The sequence below is a fragment of the Bacteroides uniformis genome, assembly GCF_025147485.1.
In the GTDB taxonomy this organism is placed as follows: domain Bacteria; phylum Bacteroidota; class Bacteroidia; order Bacteroidales; family Bacteroidaceae; genus Bacteroides; species Bacteroides uniformis.
Genome location: NZ_CP102263.1, coordinates 1488767 through 1511597, shown reverse-complemented (window position 1 = coordinate 1511597; position 22831 = coordinate 1488767). Strand labels below are relative to the sequence as shown.

General features: G+C 45.9%; 22 protein-coding genes. 13 read left to right on the top strand and 9 right to left on the bottom strand.

Annotation, left to right across the window (positions count from 1 at the left end; translation table 11 throughout):
* The first annotated feature begins 48 nt into the window (after positions 1-48).
* From NQ510_RS05655 to hldE, 5 genes are all read left to right on the top strand, one after another.
* Entirely contained in the window at positions 49-1863 is a 1815-nt protein-coding gene (locus tag NQ510_RS05655; protein ID WP_005825948.1) for an LTA synthase family protein, read from the top strand.
* A gap of 83 nt (positions 1864-1946) precedes the next feature.
* Positions 1947-2696: a lipopolysaccharide kinase InaA family protein gene (locus NQ510_RS05650; protein WP_005825949.1), complete on the top strand. Its 750-nt coding sequence runs from the start codon at positions 1947-1949 to the stop codon at positions 2694-2696.
* Positions 2697-2732: 36 nt separating this feature from the next.
* On the top strand, positions 2733-3314 hold the full coding sequence (gene gmhA / locus NQ510_RS05645) for a D-sedoheptulose 7-phosphate isomerase (protein ID WP_005825951.1): 582 nt from the start codon (positions 2733-2735) through the stop codon (positions 3312-3314).
* The gene (locus NQ510_RS05640) at positions 3307-3795 is read left to right on the top strand and encodes a D-glycero-alpha-D-manno-heptose-1,7-bisphosphate 7-phosphatase (protein WP_005825952.1); all 489 of its coding nucleotides are present in this window, start codon (positions 3307-3309) and stop codon (positions 3793-3795) included. The genes gmhA and NQ510_RS05640 overlap by 8 nt, the downstream gene beginning before the upstream one ends.
* A complete protein-coding gene (gene hldE, locus NQ510_RS05635; RefSeq protein ID WP_005825953.1) occupies positions 3792-5222 on the top strand; it encodes a bifunctional D-glycero-beta-D-manno-heptose-7-phosphate kinase/D-glycero-beta-D-manno-heptose 1-phosphate adenylyltransferase HldE in 1431 nt (476 codons plus the stop codon). Before NQ510_RS05640 ends, hldE begins: the two co-directional genes overlap by 4 nt.
* On the opposite strand, the gene NQ510_RS05630 is transcribed toward hldE, so the two are convergent.
* Positions 5203-6201 carry a glycosyltransferase family 9 protein gene (locus NQ510_RS05630; protein ID WP_005825955.1) on the bottom strand — a complete coding sequence of 333 codons (999 nt, stop codon included), beginning with the start codon at positions 6199-6201 and terminating at the stop codon, positions 5203-5205. The genes hldE and NQ510_RS05630 overlap by 20 nt on opposite strands.
* 308 nt (positions 6202-6509) lie before the next feature.
* Here NQ510_RS05630 and NQ510_RS05625 point away from each other — a divergent pair, with 308 nt between their 5' ends.
* The gene (locus tag NQ510_RS05625) at positions 6510-7427 is read left to right on the top strand and encodes a glycosyltransferase family 2 protein (protein WP_005825959.1); all 918 of its coding nucleotides are present in this window, start codon (positions 6510-6512) and stop codon (positions 7425-7427) included.
* A 21-nt stretch (positions 7428-7448) separates the two neighbouring features.
* On the opposite strand, the gene NQ510_RS05620 is transcribed toward NQ510_RS05625, so the two are convergent.
* The 4 genes from NQ510_RS05620 to NQ510_RS05605 are packed head-to-tail and all read right to left on the bottom strand — an operon-like array spanning position 7449 to position 11208.
* Positions 7449-8276 (bottom strand): LicD family protein, encoded by an 828-nt coding sequence (locus NQ510_RS05620; protein WP_005825961.1) that lies wholly within the window; start codon positions 8274-8276, stop codon positions 7449-7451.
* A gap of 17 nt (positions 8277-8293) precedes the next feature.
* Positions 8294-9025 carry a phosphocholine cytidylyltransferase family protein gene (locus NQ510_RS05615; RefSeq protein ID WP_005825963.1) on the bottom strand — a complete coding sequence of 244 codons (732 nt, stop codon included), beginning with the start codon at positions 9023-9025 and terminating at the stop codon, positions 8294-8296.
* The gene (locus NQ510_RS05610) at positions 9022-10059 is read right to left on the bottom strand and encodes a pyridoxal phosphate-dependent aminotransferase (RefSeq protein WP_005825966.1); all 1038 of its coding nucleotides are present in this window, start codon (positions 10057-10059) and stop codon (positions 9022-9024) included. Before NQ510_RS05610 ends, NQ510_RS05615 begins: the two co-directional genes overlap by 4 nt.
* A gap of 3 nt (positions 10060-10062) precedes the next feature.
* Complete coding sequence (locus tag NQ510_RS05605; protein WP_005825968.1) at positions 10063-11208, bottom strand: glycosyltransferase family 4 protein; 1146 nt, start codon at positions 11206-11208, stop codon at positions 10063-10065.
* A gap of 367 nt (positions 11209-11575) precedes the next feature.
* Here NQ510_RS05605 and NQ510_RS05600 point away from each other — a divergent pair, with 367 nt between their 5' ends.
* From NQ510_RS05600 to NQ510_RS05590, 3 genes are all read left to right on the top strand, one after another.
* Positions 11576-11791, top strand: a complete 216-nt coding sequence (locus tag NQ510_RS05600) for a hypothetical protein (protein ID WP_227201678.1) — start codon at positions 11576-11578, stop codon at positions 11789-11791.
* 46 nt (positions 11792-11837) lie between these two features.
* A complete protein-coding gene (gene pdxB / locus NQ510_RS05595; RefSeq protein WP_005825977.1) occupies positions 11838-12881 on the top strand; it encodes a 4-phosphoerythronate dehydrogenase PdxB in 1044 nt (347 codons plus the stop codon).
* A gap of 116 nt (positions 12882-12997) precedes the next feature.
* Positions 12998-14851 carry a sulfatase-like hydrolase/transferase gene (locus tag NQ510_RS05590; protein ID WP_005825980.1) on the top strand — a complete coding sequence of 618 codons (1854 nt, stop codon included), beginning with the start codon at positions 12998-13000 and terminating at the stop codon, positions 14849-14851.
* Here the strand turns inward: NQ510_RS05590 and purN are convergent.
* Entirely contained in the window at positions 14842-15429 is a 588-nt protein-coding gene (gene purN / locus NQ510_RS05585) for a phosphoribosylglycinamide formyltransferase (RefSeq protein WP_008662068.1), read from the bottom strand. The two genes, NQ510_RS05590 and purN, sit on opposite strands and share 10 nt — an antisense overlap.
* 149 nt (positions 15430-15578) lie before the next feature.
* Here purN and NQ510_RS05580 point away from each other — a divergent pair, with 149 nt between their 5' ends.
* From NQ510_RS05580 to rnc, 3 genes are read left to right on the top strand one after another with little or no spacing between them, the layout of a single operon-like run.
* Positions 15579-15815 (top strand): acyl carrier protein, encoded by a 237-nt coding sequence (locus tag NQ510_RS05580; RefSeq protein WP_004291965.1) that lies wholly within the window; start codon positions 15579-15581, stop codon positions 15813-15815.
* A 21-nt stretch (positions 15816-15836) separates the two neighbouring features.
* Positions 15837-17102, top strand: a complete 1266-nt coding sequence (gene fabF / locus NQ510_RS05575) for a beta-ketoacyl-ACP synthase II (protein WP_005825984.1) — start codon at positions 15837-15839, stop codon at positions 17100-17102.
* 7 nt (positions 17103-17109) lie between these two features.
* The gene (rnc, locus tag NQ510_RS05570; protein ID WP_172679983.1) at positions 17110-17988 is read left to right on the top strand and encodes a ribonuclease III; all 879 of its coding nucleotides are present in this window, start codon (positions 17110-17112) and stop codon (positions 17986-17988) included.
* Here the strand turns inward: rnc and NQ510_RS05565 are convergent.
* Entirely contained in the window at positions 17947-18957 is a 1011-nt protein-coding gene (locus tag NQ510_RS05565; protein ID WP_005833813.1) for an ATP-dependent 6-phosphofructokinase, read from the bottom strand. The genes rnc and NQ510_RS05565 overlap by 42 nt on opposite strands.
* 122 nt (positions 18958-19079) lie before the next feature.
* Here NQ510_RS05565 and NQ510_RS05560 point away from each other — a divergent pair, with 122 nt between their 5' ends.
* Entirely contained in the window at positions 19080-20591 is a 1512-nt protein-coding gene (locus NQ510_RS05560; RefSeq protein ID WP_005825993.1) for a GH3 auxin-responsive promoter family protein, read from the top strand.
* A gap of 145 nt (positions 20592-20736) precedes the next feature.
* Here the strand turns inward: NQ510_RS05560 and NQ510_RS05555 are convergent, their stop codons facing one another.
* Positions 20737-21618 (bottom strand): DUF3078 domain-containing protein, encoded by an 882-nt coding sequence (locus NQ510_RS05555; RefSeq protein WP_005825995.1) that lies wholly within the window; start codon positions 21616-21618, stop codon positions 20737-20739.
* 99 nt (positions 21619-21717) lie between these two features.
* Positions 21718-22770 carry a tRNA 2-thiouridine(34) synthase MnmA gene (gene mnmA, locus NQ510_RS05550; protein WP_005825997.1) on the bottom strand — a complete coding sequence of 351 codons (1053 nt, stop codon included), beginning with the start codon at positions 22768-22770 and terminating at the stop codon, positions 21718-21720.
* Positions 22771-22831: the final 61 nt, after the last annotated feature.

Genomic DNA, 22831 nt, shown 5'->3' with positions numbered 1-22831 from the left:
CTCTAAAATATCTATCTTTGCACCCCAATATTTTAAAAATACTATTTTATGAGAAGAAATCTTTTTCATTGCTCCAACAGCCAACAAGGGGCAACAGATAAAGTGACTCTTTTGTTCGGAATCACCATTTTTTTCAAATTCCTGCTATTCGATTTCATCTGGAGCATCCCCACTACATTCGCTTCATTCTCTACCATCGAATTTTATGCGACCAAAATAATAGCCACCCTCGTACTTCTCGTCCCCTATAAGTTCTTCCGGCTCTGGAAAACAGAGATAGTCATCATGCTTTTACTGGATATACTACTGATTGTCAACCTAATGTATTTCCGCACCTACTATACTGCCATCCCACTTAACAGCTATGGACTTTCTGGAAACCTCGCCGATTTCACCGGAAGCGTTTACGACTCCTTCCGCTGGTACGACATCTTCTTCCCTCTATCTACCATTGCCAGTATCCCCCTTTATTGGCATTACAAAAGAAATACCGCCGGAAGAACATCATACAAGTATTACGGAGGAGCTTTGGGAATCGGTATCCTGCTGTTTGCCATCACCACCCTGGCCAAAGGAGGATTCAAGGAAGCATACAACACCGTCCGCCAGAAAGCCTATCTGTGTGCAAGCACCACTTCCATGTATACCGTCTTCGGAAGCCTATGCTATGACCTCATCAACCAGAAGCAGGAGGCCACCCCACAGATACAGCAAGAGATAAAGGAGTGGCTGAGCCAGAAACCCGGACATCACCCTTTGGCCGGACGTATCGGAATCCGCAACAACTGCATCGTCATCCTGGCAGAATCTTTGGAAAGCTGGGTACTCGAAAGGGAAGTGGAAAGGCAAGAGATTACTCCATATCTCAACAAACTGCTGCAAGACTCCACCACCTTATACGCTCCCCACGTACTGACGCAAGTGAAAGGAGGACGTTCCATTGATGCACAGCTGTTGCTTTGCGCCGGTATGCTGCCTATCAACAGCGGCACATACAGCAGCCAATATCCTGACCACACCTACGGAACCCTGCAAAAAGCCATGCATCAGCAGAAGAACTCGCGCAACTACCTCCTGACCATTGATAAAGTATCGACCTGGAACCAAGGCGTCATAGCCTACAGTTTCGGGACCGACACCATCATTGCTTATCATGACTTTGAACTGACAGAGGCCTTTGGCACGCACAAACGTACCGGAGACGGCTCCTTCCTGGCGCAATGCAGCCAAAAAATAGAGAAGGGGGAAATCTGGAAGAAGGGGGAGAATGTTTACATGCAGCTGGTGACCTACTCCGGCCATGCTCCCTTCAAATTGCCTGAAGAATTGAAAGAGATTCATTTCTCTCCGGCCATTCCACAGAAAATGAATGACTATATGACCACTGCACGCTATACGGACAAGGCGATAGGAAAATTCGTGGAGTACTTGAAAACACTCCCACAATACGACGAGACCCTTATCGTCATCACCGGTGACCACGAAGGACTGGCTACCTACCGTGAAGAATTGTGTAACGCCCCCGGTGGCAAGGGTATCGTATCCGACAAGACATTCACCCCTTTCATCATAGTGAACTCTCCGGTAGGCATGCGTTATGATAAAGTGATGGGACAAATCGACATGTACCCCACCTTACTGAACCTGCTCCAACTGGATGATTACTACTGGAGCGGATTGGGCCAAAGCATCCTCGACCCATGCAAGAAAGGATTCGCCATCAGCCCCCAAATGGAGGTGGTAGGTGAAGAGCCCACCCCGGCAGAAGCCGAGTTCGCTAAAAAAGCATACGATATTTCCGACCAGATGATACATTTTGATTATCTTTGCTCAAAAGCGAAGATAGGCGGCACCTCAAAATAAAAAATGAACAAGTTCATTTTGTTCTGCTTTCGGTTTGCACTATCTTTGCACCGTTCAAAAGAAGTAAAATGTAAATAAAAGCAATGAAGGTACATATTCATCCGCACTATGCCGCCTACGAGAGTTATATCCGAGCCATCCCATCGGAAGAATATGAACGGGAAGAGGTTTATTGTAACCGAAGGAACACAGTCGAAAGAGTGCGGTTCGGAGATAAGGACTTCGTAATCAAGAAATACAAAAGACCTGCCCTCATAAACTGCCTCATTTACACTTGGTTCCGCAAAAGCAAAGCGCAGCGCGCCTTTGAATATGCAGAACTTTTTCTGCAACGGGGAATAGAGACCGCCCCTCCGGTAGCTTATATAGAAATCAAAAAGAATGGTTTCTTCCACACCGGATACTTTATTTCCGAATACCTCCCCTACCCGCTTGTTACGGATATGTTCGGTACGGAAATGGAGGAAGAAGAGAAAAAACGGCTAAGACATGACCTCGTAGACTTCACTCTCCAATTACATCTGAACAAGGTCTTGCCACTGGACTATAATCCCAAGAATATATTTTACCGGAAGACAAACGGCAAATATCACTTCGCCCTCATTGACATCAACCGCCTGAAGCTCGGTAAAGTGCCCGGTATCAGAATGTCCATGAATGCCTTCAGCCAACTGGGTATTCCCGCCGATGACTTCATGAAAATAATACCTCTATATGCCGAGCAAAGAGGATTCGATATTGAAGAATGCATATTCTTCACTCTCTTCAGCAGACTGAAATGGAGAAAGCAAAGACAATTTAAAAATTTCGTCAAAAGCAAGCTTCATTTCTGAAATGTCGTATCTTTGTACCAACGAGATTAGAAAATTATGCAAGATTATATCACCCAGTCCATCCAAGAAGGTATCAGGCTCAAAGAAAATATCCTGAACAACCGGCAAATGCTTACCGACATCGAAACCGTCGGCAATCTGATAGTACAAGCCCTTCGACAAGGGCACAAAGTCTTGCTTTGCGGTAACGGCGGCAGTGCAGCCGATGCCCAGCATATCGCTGCCGAACTCGTCGGACGTTTCGTGACCGAACGGGAAGGCCTGCCCGCCATCGCCATGACAACCGACACTTCCATCCTGACCGCAGTCAGCAATGATTATGGCTTCGAACGCGTTTTCGAACGGCAGACGGCAGCCTTGGGAACGAAAGGTGATATTCTGATAGGCCTTTCTACCAGCGGCAACTCTCCCAACGTAGAGCATGCCTTGCAGAAGGCACAATCTATGGGCATCACCACCATAGGGCTCCTGGGAAGGGATGGAGGAAGGTGCAAGGAACTTTGCAATTACCCGCTGATTATACAGCACGCCGAATCTGCCAGGATTCAAGAAGTGCACATTACCATCGGACATATCTTGTGCGGCATCGTTGACAATAAACTGTTCTCCCATGAATAAAGCGATTTTCCTTGATCGGGACGGTACCATCAATGTTGATTTCGGCTACGTTTACAAGACCCAAGAGCTTGAATTATTGCCCGGTGTAGCCGAAGCACTCCGCATTTTTCAGGAATTGGGTTATCTGCTGATTGTCATCACGAACCAATCCGGTATTGGACGTGGCTACTTTACACTGGAGGACGCCGAACAGTTCAACCGGGCACTCGCCCAAGAGCTGGAAAAACATGGAGTTATACTGAACGATTTCTATACTTGCCCTCACGCTCCGGAAGAACATTGCGAATGCCGTAAGCCTTCTCCTTTCATGGTGACGGAAGCGATGAAGAAATATGAAATCGACCCATCCCAATCCTATATGTTCGGAGATAGGAAATCGGATACGGAATGCGGCGAAAGAAGTGGTGTCAAGTCCTTCCGGGTCACCTCTGAGCATTCACTTCTATATTGGGCCAACCAATTAAAAAACAACCTATTATGAATACAGAATTAAACAGTATAAAGGGAAAGAAGGTACTCGTTATCGGAGACGTGATGCTGGATACTTACCATATAGGGGACGTGAAAAGGATTTCTCCCGAAGCCCCCGTACCAGTGGTCCGTGTCACCCGTACCTACAATGTATTGGGAGGAGCGGCCAATGTTGCAAGAAATTTGCTGGGACTGGGGTGCTCGCCGTATGTCGTCAGCCTGCTTGGCAACGACCACAACGGAAACACAATGCAGGAGATGTTCGCTGATTTGGGTATCAGAAACGAACTGTTTCATACAGAACACCCAACCATCACCAAAACCCGCGTAATAGGCAACAGCCAGCAAGTAGTACGGCTGGACTTTGAAACAGAAAATGAATGCCTGAACGAAGAGACTGAGCAGAAACTGCTGGATGCCGTGAAGCGTGCACTCCCCGAAGTGGACATTGTCGTGATTTCGGATTATGGCAAGGGAGTATGCAATGATACAGTATGCCAGCAGGTTATATCCGCCTCTGCCGGGCAAGGGAAGAAGGTCATTATAGACCCCAAAGGGACAAATTGGGAGAAATACCGTTCCGCAACCATCATCACCCCCAACCTGAAAGAGCTTTCGGCTGTTTCGGGAGTGGATGTGAGAAATGAGGATAAAGAAATCCATAGCGCAGCAGACCGGATACTGAAGGAGTATAACCTTACTTCTCTATTAGTGACACGTTCCGAAAAAGGCATGTCATACATAGCTCCCGATGCCTCGCAGGACATTCCTACCGAAGCAAGGGAAGTATATGACGTTTCAGGTGCAGGCGATACTGTCGTGGCAACTTTAGCAGCTGCGCTGGCAGCCGGTATCCCTATTGCAGATGCCATTTATCTTGCCAATAAAGCGGCCGGCATTGTAGTCGGGAAAATAGGCACCAGCCCCATTCTGTTCAAAGAGTTGCAGGACGAGTTACAAATCGGGAAACCGGCCAGCAAACTTATTCCTATTCCCCAACTTGCAGATACTATAAAACAACTGCGTGCACAGGAGCGCAAAATCGTATTCACAAACGGCTGCTTCGACATTCTGCACAAAGGACACGTGTGCTATCTGGAAAAGGCCAAAAGACTGGGGGACGTACTTATCGTAGGATTGAATTCGGACAGCTCAGTAAAACGTCTGAAAGGGGAATCGCGCCCCATCAATGATGAAAACGCCCGCTCCACAGTCCTGGCAGCCTTGGAAGCAGTGGACTACGTAGTGATTTTTACGGAAGACACCCCTCTGAATCTCATCAAGACAGTTGCACCGGACGTGTTGGTAAAAGGTGGCGACTATGCCATAGAAAACATTGTAGGCAGGGAGTATGCCCAAGAAACAGTAACTATCCCTTTCGTAGACGGTTATTCCACTACAAAGACGATAGGCGCCATCAACCAAGAGAAGCAATAATCTTTTCAGCGACTTGTTGGGGGGTAATATCCACCATACACTTCTGATAAACAGCCAGCTTGCATTTACCCCGTCCGTCTTTGGTGCACGGACGGCAAGGCAGGGCTGTTTCGAGTATTTCCACCGTAGGTCCCGTAGGGAAACCGAAGGCCGTAGGTCCCATCAAGGCAAAAGCAGGAACACGGAACAAATCAGCGGCATGCATGAATCCCGTATCGGCACTGATTACCAGATTGGAGCGCAGCACGATGTAGGAAGATTCCATCAGGGAGGTTTTCCCTGCAAGATTGATTACCCGTTCCGGTGCGGCACTCCTGATTTCCTCACAGAAAGTATCTTTCGGACCGGCCAGAATGACAAATCTATACTCAGGAAGAAGGGCGACCAACGCTTTCCAATAGGCAACGGGCCAGCGTTTCATTTCCCAGTTGGCAGACGGCACGAGCGTAACCATATCTTTGGTTATGAAATCCTCATACCTGCTGCGTATCTCATCCGGGAAATGCCAGTCGCGATAGGTATCCGGGAAATGCGTAATCCCCCACTTCTTCAATGGTTTCTGAAAAGAGACCATGCCTCTGAAGGGCTTGTCGAAATGATTGATTCCCAGTTTGAACAACAAAAAGCGCTTGCCTCTCTCCTTGCTCCGCAGAGCAACGTAAGGTTTCGCAAAAGGCAGTGGAGCCACTATCAGCTTCAATATGTTGGAACGGATATTACTGTGGGCATCATAAATGTAGTCGAAATGCTCTTTTCTCAAATCAGCCGCCATTTTCAACAACCCGGCAAGCCCGGTTCCCTTGTCAAACGCCCAGATTTTATCAATCCTGCCATCCATCGACAAGGTCCCCACCATATCCTTCCGGGTAATCCAATGAATTTCCACATCTGCAAACCGTTCACGTATTCCACCGATAATTCCCATACACTGGATAATATCCCCTATCGAACTGAAACGGATAATTAAGAATTTGGTCATAACAAATTTATTAGAATTGCTGATTCGGCACAAAAGTAATAACTTAATTCAAGTTTCGCAAATAGCGATATAGGCTAATCATACAATATAGAACATCAGCCTACACAAAACACAAACATAAAAATTCAATCCAAGTCCAAACTATTGTCTACAAGAAATCTAGAGGTATTATATATCACTCATAAAACAGTATATTTCACACCAATATTGTTTTTGCATATTATAAAATATAAATGTTTTCAAGTAATTATAATCAAAAACTCCATTTATATAAATATCTTTGTACTTATTTTCTCAATTAGCAAAAGATGACAGCTATAAAATCTCAAAACAGATTATTTTCAATCGTTATACCTACATGGAATAACCTTGCTTTCCTAAAACTATGCATACAAAGTATCCAAAGAAACTCTTACTACAATCACCAAATCATTGTACACGTAAACGATGGAAGTGACGGAACCTTAGAGTGGATAAAAAAAGCAGGTATTGATTACACACATTCTGAGCAGAATATCGGAGTATGTTTTGCTATGAATATGATGCGCACTAAAGTCAAAACTGATTATATTCTATTTTTGAATGATGATATGTATGTACTCCCTTTTTGGGACAAGGTTCTCTATGACGAAATAGAAAAACTGTCTGACAATTATTTCTTTCTTTCAGCTACATCAATACAACCACATACACAAAGCGCATCAACCATCTTAGCCAATTATGGAGACAGTATCGAAACTTTTCAAGAAGATAAATTACTGAAAGAATACATGAACTACAAAATAAACGACTGGATGGGAGCTACCATTCCTCCCAATATCGTACACCGGGACATTTGGGATTTAGTAGGCGGTTATAGTATAGAATACTCACCCGGAATGTACAGCGACCCAGATTTCACCGCAAAATTATATATGTGTGGAGTCAGATTCATGAAAGGGCTACAAGCCAGTCGCATCTATCATTTTGAAACAAAATCAACTACCCGCATACGCAAGAATTGTGGTCAAATGCAATTTCTATTAAAATGGGGCATGACTTCATCCACATTCCGCAAAGTTTTCACTTACAAAGGAAAAGATTTCAAATCCCAAAAGATAGGAACTTTCAAAACAGGAAATAGATTCAAAATAAGCCTAATACGCGGCCGCCTAAAAGCCATATTTTATTTATTAACCAAAGATTTCGGTCCCTTATGGAAATTTTGGAAAAAAACATTTGTCTAACATTTCCCTAAAAGAGCAAAATTATAAAATAGAATTGGAACTTTCTTGTGAAGAATAGGGCTTATCCAAATCCAAATAGTGGAAATTATGCTGTCTCTGCCCGCTTTGTTTCGGTATAACCATGTAGTCTCCATATTTTCGGGTCAGATAGGCGTCATAATCTTGTACTCCCCACACTGTTTCGCCCTCAAACGAAACGGGAGTCGGAGCTCCCAGCTCTGCCTTGGGCATAATACCGCGCATACCGTCGTCATAATCACAGACTAAAGAAGACTTGTCAAAGTCATAGGTGGTCATCACATTTCTGATACTCCTCTGTACGCCGGCAGTAGTAAAAAGTCTCCGGCACAGCAGCGGCAACCATGAGCCGGGACCTTTCCCATGCTTATAAGGGTCGCGGTAGATAAAATAGAGCACCCGCTTGTAAAATTCATACCGGGCAAAATGAATCCTCTGTTTCAGGTTGCTTTGCGGTACACCGTCCAATGGAAATACGTCCAAGTAGATACCTCCCAAGTATTTCAAATGCATACGCTCGATAAGAGTCGTATCCGCATCTTGTATCTTGGCAAAAGGTAATGGATAATTCGGATCATTTTCTGCGCAGACAGCCTCATAAGGCTGGGGAAGCCACTCCTTGGAATGAGACATCAACAAATCATAATCAGCCCTCGGCATACCGATATCCAAATCATCGTCCCAAGGGATAAATCCCTTATGACGGACTGCACCAAGCATAGTACCGGCCATTATATAATAGCGCAAACCATGTTCTTTACAAACTTTATCCACAGCAAGCAATATCTTCAAAATACGAAGCTGCAAAGGACGTATATCATAATCTGCCATAAAAATCAGCCCATTAATTAATAAAGTTGTGAAGGAATCAACCGCTGTGCTTGTTCAAAGTCATTCACCGTATCAAGCTCCACAGAAAAATATTCGGTAGTGTCAAGCGCATAGAAAGAGTGTCCTTGCGGTATGAGACGCTCAAAAGCACGTTCATAGAAGATATTATCCAAACCTTCTTTGGTAATCATAACCTCCAATTCCCGGAAAAGCGCTTCTGTATAAGCGGCAGACATCTTCTCGATGCCAATAGACTCGCCAATAGCTCGGGATATGGAGCACGTCTTACTGATTTCCAACACCTTGCCATCATTGTCCGCTATTACCTTGATTTCCTCTTCCCCCAATGTATGATGGTTCAGAGCCAACGCATCCGCTTGACCATATCCAAGCAACTTGGCTACAATCTGCGGGTCAAAAAGGATATCGCTGTCCAGCAACAGAATGTCCTCTTTATCTACATAAGGCCGTGTAAGCCATAAAGAGTAGATATTATTGGTAGAAGCATATTTCTCATTATAGATAAACGTAACCTCCAATGCCGGATAATGAGCTTCCAGAAAGTTCACAATCTGCTGCTGTCTATAACCGGTGACAATGACAAACTCCCGAAAGCCATTCTGCAGCAATGCATCAAAGGCTCTTTGCAGCAAACAACGCTCTCCAACTTTCAACAGACATTTTGGAGTGGTATCAGTCAACGGACGCAAACGCGAAGCTATCCCTGCAGCCAATATAACCGCTTTCATTGTAATGCAATTTTTTTAATGGTGTCAATGACAATACGGTTCTGTTCAGGACGCCCCAAGGTAATACGCAAATGGGTATTGATGTCTGGTTCATTCATGAACTTCACCTTATAATCCTCGTCGGCAAAAGCTTTCTGTAAGCGTTCTTTCAAGACAATCGGATATTTTATAAGGACAAAGTTCGCCACCGACTCATATACCTTGAAACCAGGCAACGTCCCTATCTCCGCTTCAAAGCAGGCGCGACTCTCATTCATCAGCCGTGCTATATTCCGGTAATGCGCATCCGATTTCAGTGCGGCAATAGCAATATCCTCAGAGATACGGTTATAACCCAGATATTTGTTGCTGTATTTGCCAAAGCTGGCCAACTCCTTACTCATAAACCCAAACCCCATGCGCAATCCGGGCAATCCGTAGAACTTGGAAAGCGTGCGTGAAATAATCAGGTTGGGATATTTATCAACCAGCATTTTAATATAGTCCGTATCAGTAGATACGAAAGAGGCATAGGCTTCGTCCACCAAAACGATGGTTGTTACGGGCAACTCAGCCAACAAAGCGTCCAATTCTGCGGGGGTCAGACCGTTACCGGTGGGATTATTGGGCGAAGCGATTAATAAGACCTTGGGATTCTCACGCTGTACCATCTCTTTCATGGCAGCGAAATCATATTTAAAGGTATTGCCATCCTCATACAATGGATACTGCAACGTATGCCCGTCCACTTCATCAGCAATGGATTTATAGTACCACCACGAGAATTTAGGAATGAGCATCGTCTTGTTCCCATCCTCTTGGGTCAGGAAATAGTGGACTGCTTGTTTCAATATATCTTCTCCACCATAACCCAACAGTACCTGCGGTTCATCAATTCCGTAAGATTCAGATAGATAAACAGACAGAATACTCTTCTTGCCTTCGTCGTAGATACGGGTATAGAAACAGAGTTTGTTTATATCAAAATTCTTCAGAGCCTCCACCACCTCTTGCGAAGGTGCGTAGTTAAACTCATTGCGGTCCAAATAATTCATATCTTAGGTTTCTTTTGTTAATACTTTCCGATAACACTCCATCGTCTCACGCGCCATCTGCTCCTCCGTGAAACGCTGTGCCCACTTCAGCCCCTCCTCAATCATGGTGGCACGCAAAGAAGGCTCTTGTGTACGGGCAATCGCTGCCGCCAATCCCTCCACATCATAGGGACGCACATACAATGAATGCTCCCCCCCCGCTTCTTCAAGACAAGAGCCGGTTGCTGCTACCACCGGAATGCCGGAATGCAAAGCCTCAAGAATAGGGATGCCAAAACCTTCGTAAACGGATGGGTATACAAAAGTCTCGGCCGACTGATAAATGGCAGGTAAATCGTCCGAAGGGATACCATGCAGAAAATGTACTCTGTCTTGCAATCCGGCTTTTGTCATAAACTCTTTCAGCTGATGGATATAGGCTGTGGGTCTCCCTACCAGAACAAAATGCAGTTCATCGGGCAGATACTCCAAAGCCTTCACAATGGCCAGCGCATTTTTACGCTCCTCAATGGTGCCCACCGACAAGATATAGCGTTCGGGCAACCGATAACTCCGCATCACCTCCTTGCGCTTATCCTTACCGACACGACAGGCATACAGAGAACTACACCCTTGGTAAATAACGGAAATTTTATCCGCAGGAATTCCATAATAATGTATGATGTCACGCTTGGTACACTCACTCACAGCAATGATGTGGTCTGCATGCTTGCATGCATAGCGGCATTTGTAGTTATAAATCAAGCGGTCGACCAACGAAAAACAATGTGAAAGTCTCAGGAAAATAAGGTCGTGAACAGTCACCACACTCTTTACTTCCCGTACCCGATGGATGGTCAGGGGAAGTTCGTTACTCAATCCGTGGAACAGCCGTATGTTGTCCCGTTTCAAAGTCCTGCGTATACCTCCCACGCGCCACAACGAAGTCATTCCTCTCCAGAGCCAATAAGATGGATAATGTACCGATACCGTTCCCCGGCTTTCGGCCACCATCGACGAGAGTTGCTGATTTTCACGGTGTACCGGAGCATACAACCAATACTCGTTTTCCGGAGCAAAGGCTGACAATGACTGCACCACATACCGGCTGTAATTGCCCAATCCCGTAAAATTCTGCACAGCCCGTTTTCCGTCGTATCCTATTCTCATCTCTAAAAAGTTTCAGCTGCAAATGTACAAGATAATCCTCATATAGCAGTCTATTTCGCTTTCCTTTTTTGACAAAAACACAAATTCACCTATAAAACATAAGATAGAGATGAGCAATCACTTGCTGTCTGTTACAAAAACCAAGTACGGAATCGGGCACATCCCCATTGTTCAATCCGTACTGGCCCATTGTTTTATCCTTCAAACACCTTATCTCCTTCCCGAAAACTACTTTATTCATCATCGGCCCACTGTTATGAACCAATTCAACCACACTAGTGAGCTGTTTAGTTCACTCAAGTGAACATCACGGCTCACTAACGTGGGCTGCTGAAGAATCCAAAAGTAAAACGAAAGAATGAAAAGGATGCAACAGAAGAAAGAAGGATGCGGAACGGAAGAAAACACGGGTGAGAGCAAAATTTACCCTCACCCTTTTCGATTGCTCTCACCCACCCCTGCAATGCCGTTGAATAGGGAAGTTGAAGAAAAGAGTGAGAGCGGTGAGGGCAGAAATGCAAACTTAAAAACGGAAAGAGTCAAATTATTTTCCGGGCATTACTTAGCCACTTTGACGGATTAGTCGTATCTTCGCACGATGGAAAATCGTCGAAAAGAACAGCAGCATTATGAGAGTCATTGTTGACAACAAAATACCTTTCATTAAAGAAGCCATCGAAAAAATAGCCGACAGCGTGATTTATACTCCCGGCAGAGACTTCACTCCGGAGTTGGTAAAAGATGCCGATGCACTGATTATACGTACCCGCACCCGCTGCAACAAGGAATTGCTGGAAGGCAGTAAAGTCCGCTTCATTGCTACCGCCACCATAGGCTTCGACCATATAGATACGGAATATTGCCGTGAAGCAGGCATCGCTTGGACCAATGCCCCCGGATGCAATTCAGCATCCGTAGCCCAATACGTGCAATCAGCCTTACTATTATTGCAACAACTCAAAGGAGTACAACTGTCCGAATTGACATTAGGCATCATCGGCGTAGGCAATGTGGGTAGCAAAATAGCCCAAGTAGGGCAAGAACTAGGCATGCGTGTCCTGAAGAATGACCTGCCCCGGCAAGACAAGGAAGGAGAGAGAGATTTCAGTTCCTTGCAAGCACTCGCAGCAGAATGTGATATCCTCACCTTCCACGTACCTTTATATAAGGAAGGGCCATACAAAACATTCCATTTGGCAGACCATACTTTCTTCCGGTCATTAAAACGCTGTCCCGTCATTATCAATACCTCACGTGGAGAGGTGATTGAAACCAATGCGCTCCTGAATGCCTTAGAAGACGGACTGATTTCCGATGCCATCATTGATGTATGGGAGAACGAGCCTGATATCAATCTTACCTTATTAAATAGAGTGTTCCTTGGAACTCCCCATATAGCCGGTTATTCAGCCGACGGAAAAGCCAATGCCACCCGTATGTCCCTGGATGCCCTTTGCCGTTTCTTTCACATCAAAGCCGACTACCGCATCGCTCCCCCCCAACCCCGGAACCCGATTATTACCGCCGACAGCCTGGCAGAAGCATATCTGCAAATGTATGACCCGAGAAGGGACAGCGAAACACTGAAAACACATCCCGAACAATTTGAAAAATTGCGGGGAGACTACCCGCTACGAAGAGAAAAAGATGCTTACACTTATATCCCAAAGTAGCACATACATTTAGAGATACAGCCCGATAATACAAAAGACGTCACTATATAAGCTCCTCACGCCTTTACTATCAATGCCGAATCAGAGGAAACTATAGGCAAAACATTACAATATCAATGCAAAAAATACAGTTAGAGAAATCACTCAGTGAAGGATTTATTTTTTATGCAATTTCAACTCTGACGATTGCCATACAATTTCTGTTTTATCTGATTCACAGTCCCCGGCTCGCCATGATGGACGTGGGAGGCTGGATGTTTTATATAACGGCCGCTTGCTCACATGCCGCCTTGTGGGCACTTATTCCTTACATCATATCCTTAATCGTAGCCATTACCGTCCGGCGCCATCAAGCCGCCGCCATCACACACATTATTCTTGTATCATTACTCAATATACTTGCTTACATAGACGGCAGTGTGTACAGTCTTTACAAGTTCCATATCAATGGTTTTGTACTGAATCTCCTGGTTGGAGAGGGCAACAGTGAGATTTTCACATTCAGCTTCTGGCTTTATCTGAAGATTGCAGGAGTATTAGTGGGTATATTTGCCGCCAATACTTTGCTAAGAATACTTGCAGGCCATTGTTATACCCGCTTTCACCGCTGTGGCTTCCGTCCTGTACTTGCCACTCTGATTTTGTTTGCACTATTCTCTAACTTTTATCATGCCTATGCCGCTGTAGCGCAAAAGACTTCAGTGATTCGCAGCGCCCCCTGCCTGCCCTATTACTTCCCGCTTACGGCAACCCGCCTGATGATGAAGTTAGGAGTGGTCTCATCCAAGGATGTCATTAAAATGAACTTCAACAACAAAAAGCAGTCTGCTGACCTCAACTATCCGATAGATTCTTTGAAATACGAAGTCCATTCCAACCCCAAGAATGTAGTGCTGATAGCCATAGACTCATGGAACTACCGCGCCTTTAACCAGGACATTACACCTCATATCAGCCACTTTGCCGACAGTTGCAGCAGATTCACCTCCCATCTAAGCAGCAGCAATGGCACACGTGGAAGTATCTTCGGGCTTTTCTTCAGTCTCTCATCCATCTACTGGACTGATTTTGAGGTATCGGGCATACAGCCCCTGCTCATAGAAGAACTATTGAAGCAGAATTATCAGATAGGTATTTATCCCAGTGCTACAATCGTCAACCCGCCATTTGCCAAAATACTTTTCTCAAAGGTACCCGACTTGCGTACCCATACCGAAGGAAAAACCGTTTATGACCGCGACTGCCGTATTACAGCAGATTATCTGCAAGCACTCGATACGCTGGGCAGCGGTACAAAACCTTTCTTTTCCTTTCTCTTCTATGATTTGGCACACGGATATGAAGTGCCGAAGGACAAGCTTTATCGTTTCCAACCGTCCTGGGAGTTCGCCGACTATATGAAACTGAACAACGACATAGACCCTACTCCTTTCCTGAACCTCTACTACAACTGCGTGGCGGAAGCCGACTCACTGGTGGGATGCGTCCTCCACAAACTTGAGGAAAAGAAACTGCTAGACAATACCCTGGTCATCATTACCGGAGACCATGGACAAGAATTCAATGAGAATCATAAAAATTATTGGGGCCACGGCAGTAATTATTCACCGGTACAAACACATATCCCCTTCCTATTATATGAACCGGGAGAACAGCCACATACCTACCATCACCGTACCACGCACTATGATTTTGCACCAACCCTAATGAATAAAGTGCTGGGTGTAACCAATCCGCCTTCCGATTACAGTATGGGGCATTTAATAACCGATACTTGTCCACGGAACTGGCATATCGTGGGCGACAATCTCAATTATGCCTTTATCGTAGAAAATCATACTATTCTGGAAAAACACCCTTCCGGATATATAGAAATCAGCGACAGTGCATTGAATCCCCTGGAAAACTACAAGATAGACAACCGTAAGCTGAACGAGGCCATCCTCTCCCTTAACCGATTCTATAAATAACTGGGAGAGAGGCCTTCCACCAACTCCTCTATCACCTTCGGATAGTATTCATACTCCAGCCGGTGGATGCGTTGCGCCAGCTCCTCCGGCGTATCGCCCGGCAATACGGGGCATTTCTGCTGGCAGATAATGCCGCCTTCGTCATAATGCTCATTCGTATAATGGATGGTAATACCGCTTTCCTTTTCGCCGGAAGCAATCACTGCCTCGTGCACACGGTCGCCGTACATTCCCTTTCCACCGAACTTGGGCAGCAACGAAGGATGTATATTTATCATTTTATTGGGATAAGCATGCAGAATATTGTCCGGCACACGTGCCAGGAATCCTGCCAATACCACAAAATCAATATCATGCTCTCGAAGCGTCGACAAAACAAGCTCTCCACTTTCCCAATCGCTCTTGGCAAACCAGACACAAGGCACTCCCAGCCCCTTGGCACGCTCTAAAACAAACGCATTCTGCCGGTTAGTCAAAACCAGAGCCACACATGCCGAACCTTTTTCCCGGAAATAACGGATGATATTCTCGGCATTCGTACCACTTCCCGACGCTAAAACTGCGATATTTTTTCCCATAATCCCTCCAATTACTGCACAAAACCGTGAAAAATGTGCAAAAAGGTGCATTTAATTCATCAAATATTTGCGAGGAATGATAAATATTCATTCCTTTGCACCGCAAATTTAAAGAAATAAAACTAATTATTAATTAAAAACTTAAAGTTATGTCTGAAATTGCATCAAGAGTGAAAGCGATTATCGTCGATAAATTAGGCGTAGAAGAATCAGAAGTTACTAACGAAGCTAGCTTCACTAACGACCTGGGAGCTGATTCTCTTGACACTGTAGAACTTATCATGGAATTCGAAAAGGAATTCGGTATCTCTATTCCCGATGACCAGGCTGAAAAGATTGGTACTGTAGGTGATGCTGTATCTTACATCGAAGAACACGCTAAGTAATCTTATCCATTCGTTTATAACATGGAATTAAAAAGAGTTGTAGTAACAGGTCTCGGCGCCATTACTCCCATTGGCAACAGTGTTCCCGAATTCTGGGAAAATCTTGTGAATGGGGTTAGTGGAGCAGGACCTATTACTCATTTCGATGCATCGCTTTTCAAGACTCAGTTTGCATGCGAAGTAAAAGGCTTCGATGCTACCAAATATATAGACCGCAAAGAGGCCCGCAAGATGGACTTGTACACACAATATGCCATTGCAGTAGCCAAAGAAGCGGTAGGTGACTCTGGGCTTGACGTCGAAAATGAGGATTTAAACAGAATCGGTGTCATCTTCGGCGCCGGTATCGGTGGCATCCGTACATTCGAAGAAGAGGCGGGCAACTATGCCCTGACCGGTAAGGAAAACGGCCCCAAATTCAATCCGTTCTTCATCCCCAAGATGATTTCGGACATTGCTGCCGGACAAATTTCCATCATGTATGGTTTCCATGGTCCCAACTACGCAACTTGTTCTGCATGTGCCACTTCCACAAATGCTATTGCCGATGCGTTTAACCTCATCCGTTTGGGTAAGGCAAATGTTATCGTGTCCGGTGGTTCGGAAGCTGCCATCGCCGCTTGCGGTGTAGGTGGTTTCAATGCCATGCATGCATTGTCAACCCGCAATGATTCTCCCGAAACTGCATCCCGTCCGTTCAGCGCAAGCCGTGACGGATTCATCATGGGTGAAGGTGGCGGTTGTCTCGTTCTCGAGGAACTGGAACACGCCAAGGCACGCGGTGCCAAAATCTATGCGGAAGTTGCCGGCGTAGGAATGTCTGCCGACGCTCATCACCTGACAGCCTCTCACCCCGAAGGTTTGGGAGCCAAGTTAGTGATGCTGAATGCGTTGGAAGATGCAGAAATGAAACCCGAAGAAGTAGATTATATCAATGTTCACGGTACATCTACTCCCGTAGGTGATATTTCGGAAGCAAAAGCAATCAAAGAGGTATTCGGACAGCATGCGTATGAGTTGAACATCAGTTCGACAAAATCCATGACCGGCCACTTGCTGGGCGCTGCCGGTGCGGTAGAATCCATTGCAAGCATCCTCGCCATCAAGAATGGCATTGTTCCTCCGACCATCAACCACGAAGAGGGTGATAACGACGAAAACATCGACTATGACCTGAACTTCACGTTCAACAAAGCACAAAAGCGCGAAGTGAACGTAGCTTTGTCCAATACTTTTGGATTCGGTGGTCATAATGCGTGTGTCATTTTCAAGAAATACGCAGAATAATAAGGTCGTGTTACGTAACCAAATAGATAAAATAAGGCTCTTGTTCCGCAAGGATAGAGAGTCTTATTTTTGTTTTTACAGAATTCTCGGCTTCTTTCCACGTGACATCAAGGTCTATCAGCAGGCTTTGCTGCATAAATCCATCTCCATGCGCTCCGAAAAAGGACGTCCCATCAACAACGAACGGCTGGAATTCTTGGGCGATGCTATCCTCGACGCCATTGTAGGAGATATTGTCTACCGCCATTTCGAAGGACGCCGCGAAGGTTTCCTTACCAATACCCGTTCCAAAATTGTACAGCGGGAAACACTCAACAAACTGGCCGTGGAAATCGGACTGGACAAACTGGTGAAATACTCCACCCGCTCCTCATCCCACAACAGCTACATGTACGGCAATGCATTCGAAGCCTTCATCGGCGCCATTTATCTGGACCAGGGCTACGACCGCTGCAAGCAGTTCATGGAAGAGAAGATTTTCAAAAACTATATCGACCTCGACAAGATGTCTCGCAAAGAGGTCAACTTCAAGTCAAAACTCATCGAATGGAGCCAGAAGAACAAAATGGAGGTGTCATTCGAGCTTATCGAGCAGTTTCTCGACGAAGAATACAATCCGATGTTCCACACCGAAGTCCGCATCGAAGGGATATCGGCAGGTACCGGCACCGGTTATTCCAAGAAGGAGTCGCAACAAAATGCGGCACAGATGGCATTGAAAAAAATTAAGGATGCCGCTTTCAAGGAGGAAGTCCAGGCAGCCAAGGAGCGAAACCATGCAACAGAAACCTCCACAGAAGAAAATCCCATGGCAGAAGCTGTTGAAGAATCCCCACAAGAAAAATTAGCCGAAACAGATTCCCATCCGACGTCCCTGGACAACTAAGTCATTGTCTTCCGTCACCAGCTTCAACTTGCCCGCAATCTCCTCCAGCGGTGCAGAAGCTATTTCATTCCCCTTCAAGGTAATCATCCGCCCGAACTGCCCGTTGGCAATCAGTTCCGTGGCATGTCCACCCATACGTGTGGAAAGGTTACGGTCAAAAGGTGTGGGTGAGCCGCCCCGCTGAATATAACCCAACACAGTCTCACGGGTCTCGATACCCGTCTCATACTCTATCTCCTGAGCTATATACTCGGCGGCACGCTTCCGCCCGTCCGTCTGTATACCTTCGGCTACCACCACGATGGAGTAAGGCTTTCCTTTCTTCAGCCGATTCAGAATCGTTTCTCCGATACGGTGGATATTATAGGGAATCTCCGGAATCAGAATCACGTCACCACCGCCTGCCATACCGGAGTATAAGGCTATCCAACCTGCCTTGTGCCCCATCACCTCAATCACCATCACCCGCTTGTGCGAGCTGGCCGTGCTGTGCAACCGGTCGATGGCATCCGTAGCAATGCTGACGGCAGAATCGAATCCGAAGGAGAAATCAGTTCCCCAAATATCGTTGTCTATGGTTTTAGGTACAGACACAATGTTCAGCCCCATAGCAGAGAGTTTGGCGGCTGTCTTCTGCGTACCGTTCCCGCCGATACAGACTACACAATCAAGCCCCATCTCTTCGATATTCCGCGCTATCAGTGCCGGTTTGTCCACGCCGGACATCACGCCGTTCTTCTTAAAGGGCTTCTCGCGCGAAGTACCGAGCATCGTACCTCCCAAGTTCAGCAAACCGGATAAGGATTTTTCGGTAAACGACTCCACATCCTTGGTCAGCAGCCCCTGAAAACCGCTGTGAATGCCAATTACTTCCATTCCATAATGGTTGATAGCTGTTTTACATACACCGCGAATGGTAGCGTTGATGCCGGGACAGTCGCCTCCTGAAGTCAAAATACCTATTCTCATGATATTTTTGTTTGAATTATTGTTCTATAGGTCCGTAAAGATAGAAAAAAAAGAGAAAAAAGATAGAGATGCCGATAAATAAGATTATTTTTGCGGTTTAAAATAAGATTTCACAAAGAACGATGAATATTACAAAGTTTCTGAATAAGGTATATTTTGCTCCCCGTCTGAAAGAAATCGAACAATACACCAGCCATGCCGGTGAATTGCAACAGCTTGTACTGCAGCGCCTCGTCCGGACAGCGGCAAACACGGAATGGGGAAAGAAGCATGACTATGCCTCTATCCGTACTTATGAAGATTTCAAGAAGCGCCTTCCCATACAAACTTATGAAGAAGTAAAACCTTATGTAACCCGCCTGCGTGCCGGTGAGCAAAATCTGCTTTGGCCTTCGGAAATACGTTGGTTTGCCAAATCATCGGGTACCACCAACGACAAGAGCAAGTTCCTGCCCGTCAGCCGGGAGTCCTTGCACGACACGCATTACAAGGGAGGCCGGGATGCCGTTGCCATCTATCTGGGACAGAATCCCGAAAGCCGTTTCTTTTCCGGTAAAGGGCTTATCCTTGGAGGCAGCCACGCTCCCAACCTGAACACCAACCACAGTCTTGTAGGCGACCTCTCCGCCATCCTCATAGAAAATATCAACCCGCTGGTAAACTTTGTCCGCGTACCCAGCAAGCAGACAGCCTTGATGGAGCACTTCGAGCCCAAAATGGAGGCCATTGCCCGCGAAACCATCCATGCAAATGTAAGCAACCTTTCCGGTGTACCGTCCTGGATGCTTGTACTCATCAAACATATACTGGAAAAGACGGGAAAGCAGAGCCTTGAGGAGATATGGCCCAACCTGGAGGTATTCTTCCACGGCGGCGTTGCCTTCACTCCCTACCGCGAGCAATACAAAGACGTGATCCGCAGCAGCAAGATGCATTATGTAGAGACTTATAACGCCTCCGAAGGCTACTTCGGCACGCAGAACGACCCTGCCGACCCTGCCATGTTGCTGATGATTGACTACGGTATCTTCTACGAGTTCATCCCGCTTGAAGATGTAGGCAAGGAGAATCCGCGTACCTTCTGCCTCGAGGAGGTGGAGCTGAACAAAAACTACGCCATGGTAATCTCCACTTCTGCCGGTTTGTGGCGATATATGATTGGAGATACGGTGAAGTTCACATCGAAGAACCCCTATAAGTTCGTCATCACCGGACGTACCAAGCACTTTATCAACGCGTTCGGCGAAGAACTGATTGTGGATAACGCGGAAAGAGGACTTGCCAGGGCATGTGCCGAGACCGGTGCACAAGTAGTAGATTACTCTGCTGCTCCCGTGTTTATGGACAAGCATGCCAAATGCCGCCACCAGTGGCTGATAGAGTTTGCACAAATGCCGGACAGCCTGGAGAAGTTCGCCAAAGTATTGGACGACACCCTGAAAGAGGTGAACTCCGACTATGAAGCTAAAAGGCAGAATAACCTGGCGCTGCAACCGCTGGAAATCATCGTCGCCCGTCCCAACCTCTTCCATAACTGGCTGGATAGCAAGGGGAAACTCGGCGGACAGCATAAGGTGCCCCGGCTCAGCAACACGAGGGAGTATATAGAGGAAATGCTGGAACTGAACCGGTAAATTACTATATCATAAAAATCAAGCGCGGATTACGCAAATTACGCGGATAAATTAATAAATCCATGTAATCTGCGTAATCCGCGTTTTACAAATCAGTCAGTACGTTTTGACTTTACTTTTTCATTTCAACAATCAGCCTCAAGGATTAGAAATTATATGCCAGCCCAATTCCCAGCACTTCCTTAAACTGCACCTTGGCGCCCTTCTTCACTCCATTGTCATCAAACGTTTTCACATCATTGTCATACTTCAGAGTTGTATTGATGGTAGCCGACAATACTTTATTGATTTTCATGCTGATAAGTACATCCCAATTCACATCTATGTTTCCAAAATCTTTGCTGTAAGGAGTAAAGAAATCAGCCGTAGTAATCAGATTCACATTCTCCATCACGGGCAATTCAGCACGGGCTTTCACAAAAGCGCCACCCTCTATCTTGAAGTGGTCACCCGGGTCTACACCAAAAGCGCCCAAATCGGAAAGATAGTCATCAGTCACGAAAGTCATCTTGGTGGAAACGGGTGAAAGCAGTAGAGAATAGTTACTCTTAGGCCTCCATTCCATACCCAGGGCGATATTCGAATAGGCAGGAGCAAAGAAATTGGAAATCTGGTGCTCTTTGTCGGGATAGTCATATCCTTTGGCAAACTGGGTATTCAAATCACCCATCAGTGTATAGAACCAGACGTTGTCTGTAGAATATCCCAACTGAGTGGAAAGCCCTATTTTATCACTACTTTTCCTCATCCCCTGAGATTTGGTTTTCGACAAGCCATAGTCCAGCACCATGTTGGTGACCCAGAGCCAGTTTCCTTTCTTGTGTGTCAGTGATGCATTCAAGTAGGCATTTCCAGCAATGGAATTCTCACCTCCTGCCGACCAGTTGGCCATGGCAGTCTGTGACATATTAAGACCAGTCACTCCTTTCAATACCCAAGCTCCCTCCTGATAACCCTTATCATCCGTCTGGGCATAAGTTATAGTTGCTAAAGCAGCAAACAACATTACAATATATATCCTTTTCATATTACAGTTCGTTTTAAAAGTTTCTCATAAAAAGACGTCTCATAAAATTAACAACATTTACTATCTTTTGTTCGAGAAGCTATAAAACGAATGTAAGGTTCAAAGAATAATGCCACCGCCCAACAAGTATCCGTCCTTATCATAGAAAGCCGCTGCCTGCCCGGGTGCAATGGATTCCAGCGGCTCTATCAGACGGACACGTAACAGACCTTCCACCGTAAGAGTCACCCTGCACCGGTTTGCCTGCTTACGGTAGCGTATCTTCACAATAACCTCGTTTGCACCCAGCACACGACTATTCTCCACCAGGTTCCACTCTCCCAGCCACATTTCCTGCTTGTAGAGGGAAGAGAGCGGAGCTAAAACGACTTCATTGCTTTCCACTCTTGTCTCTTTCACAAAAACAGCCTTGTTCAGATGGATACCCAAGCCCCTACGTTGCCCTACGGTATAAAACGGATAGCCCTCATGCCATCCCAAGAAATCCCCCTTTTCATCGACGAATCTACCTTTACCGGGTAATAGTGTTTCAGGAACCTCACGCTTCAAAAAGGAACGGTAATCCAAAGGGCAAAAGCACACACCTATACTGTCTTTCTTCGCAGCCACCTGCCCGAAACCACGCTCCGCCGCATACGAGCGCGCCTCATTTTTCGTAATATCTCCCATCGGAAGCAACATACGCTGCAGGATGTCCTGCTTCAATCCCCACAGAAAGAAAGTCTGGTCTTTGTCCTTATCTGCAGCAGGAGCTATATAATACTTTCCTCCGGACAAGACTTTACGCACATAATGTCCGGTAGAAATCCAATAAATCCCCTTTTCATCGGCTATTTTAGCCAACAACGCCCACTTCAGCTCATTATTACAGACCGTGCAAGGAACGGGAGTACGCCCCCTTAGATACTCTTCCACAAAATAGCGGATAATACGCGAACGGAAAAGCTCGCGTGCATCATAGGTAATGTGTTTCATCCCCAGCTTCAGGGCCAGAGCCCGTGCATCTTCCAAATACCCGGTCTCATCTCCTGCCTCATAGAAACGGAAAGTCACGCCAGTCACCTCATAACCGGCTTCCTGCAACCTCATGGCGGCCACGGAACTATCCGTGCCGCCACTCATGCCAAGCAATACACGTTTATCTGACTTCATGGATACAAAAGTAATAAACGAAGGTGAAATCCGTTGCATTTACTCTTATAAAACAGAATAT

Coding starts and splice junctions, on each gene's coding strand:
- NQ510_RS05590 (WP_005825980.1), top strand. CDS start 12,998: ATGCAAAAAATACAGTTAGAGAAATCACTCAGTGAAGGATTTATTTTT.
- NQ510_RS05610 (WP_005825966.1), bottom strand. CDS start 10,059: ATGAATTATTTGGACCGCAATGAGTTTAACTACGCACCTTCGCAAGAG.
- NQ510_RS05605 (WP_005825968.1), bottom strand. CDS start 11,208: ATGAGAATAGGATACGACGGAAAACGGGCTGTGCAGAATTTTACGGGA.
- NQ510_RS05640 (WP_005825952.1), top strand. CDS start 3,307: ATGAATAAAGCGATTTTCCTTGATCGGGACGGTACCATCAATGTTGAT.
- mnmA (WP_005825997.1), bottom strand. CDS start 22,770: ATGAAGTCAGATAAACGTGTATTGCTTGGCATGAGTGGCGGCACGGAT.
- hldE (WP_005825953.1), top strand. CDS start 3,792: ATGAATACAGAATTAAACAGTATAAAGGGAAAGAAGGTACTCGTTATC.
- NQ510_RS05565 (WP_005833813.1), bottom strand. CDS start 18,957: ATGAGAATAGGTATTTTGACTTCAGGAGGCGACTGTCCCGGCATCAAC.
- NQ510_RS05580 (WP_004291965.1), top strand. CDS start 15,579: ATGTCTGAAATTGCATCAAGAGTGAAAGCGATTATCGTCGATAAATTA.
- gmhA (WP_005825951.1), top strand. CDS start 2,733: ATGCAAGATTATATCACCCAGTCCATCCAAGAAGGTATCAGGCTCAAA.
- purN (WP_008662068.1), bottom strand. CDS start 15,429: ATGGGAAAAAATATCGCAGTTTTAGCGTCGGGAAGTGGTACGAATGCC.
- NQ510_RS05650 (WP_005825949.1), top strand. CDS start 1,947: ATGAAGGTACATATTCATCCGCACTATGCCGCCTACGAGAGTTATATC.
- NQ510_RS05555 (WP_005825995.1), bottom strand. CDS start 21,618: ATGAAAAGGATATATATTGTAATGTTGTTTGCTGCTTTAGCAACTATA.
- pdxB (WP_005825977.1), top strand. CDS start 11,838: ATGAGAGTCATTGTTGACAACAAAATACCTTTCATTAAAGAAGCCATC.
- NQ510_RS05600 (WP_227201678.1), top strand. CDS start 11,576: ATGCAACAGAAGAAAGAAGGATGCGGAACGGAAGAAAACACGGGTGAG.
- NQ510_RS05655 (WP_005825948.1), top strand. CDS start 49: ATGAGAAGAAATCTTTTTCATTGCTCCAACAGCCAACAAGGGGCAACA.
- NQ510_RS05625 (WP_005825959.1), top strand. CDS start 6,510: ATGACAGCTATAAAATCTCAAAACAGATTATTTTCAATCGTTATACCT.
- NQ510_RS05630 (WP_005825955.1), bottom strand. CDS start 6,201: ATGACCAAATTCTTAATTATCCGTTTCAGTTCGATAGGGGATATTATC.
- NQ510_RS05615 (WP_005825963.1), bottom strand. CDS start 9,025: ATGAAAGCGGTTATATTGGCTGCAGGGATAGCTTCGCGTTTGCGTCCG.
- fabF (WP_005825984.1), top strand. CDS start 15,837: ATGGAATTAAAAAGAGTTGTAGTAACAGGTCTCGGCGCCATTACTCCC.
- NQ510_RS05560 (WP_005825993.1), top strand. CDS start 19,080: ATGAATATTACAAAGTTTCTGAATAAGGTATATTTTGCTCCCCGTCTG.
- NQ510_RS05620 (WP_005825961.1), bottom strand. CDS start 8,276: ATGGCAGATTATGATATACGTCCTTTGCAGCTTCGTATTTTGAAGATA.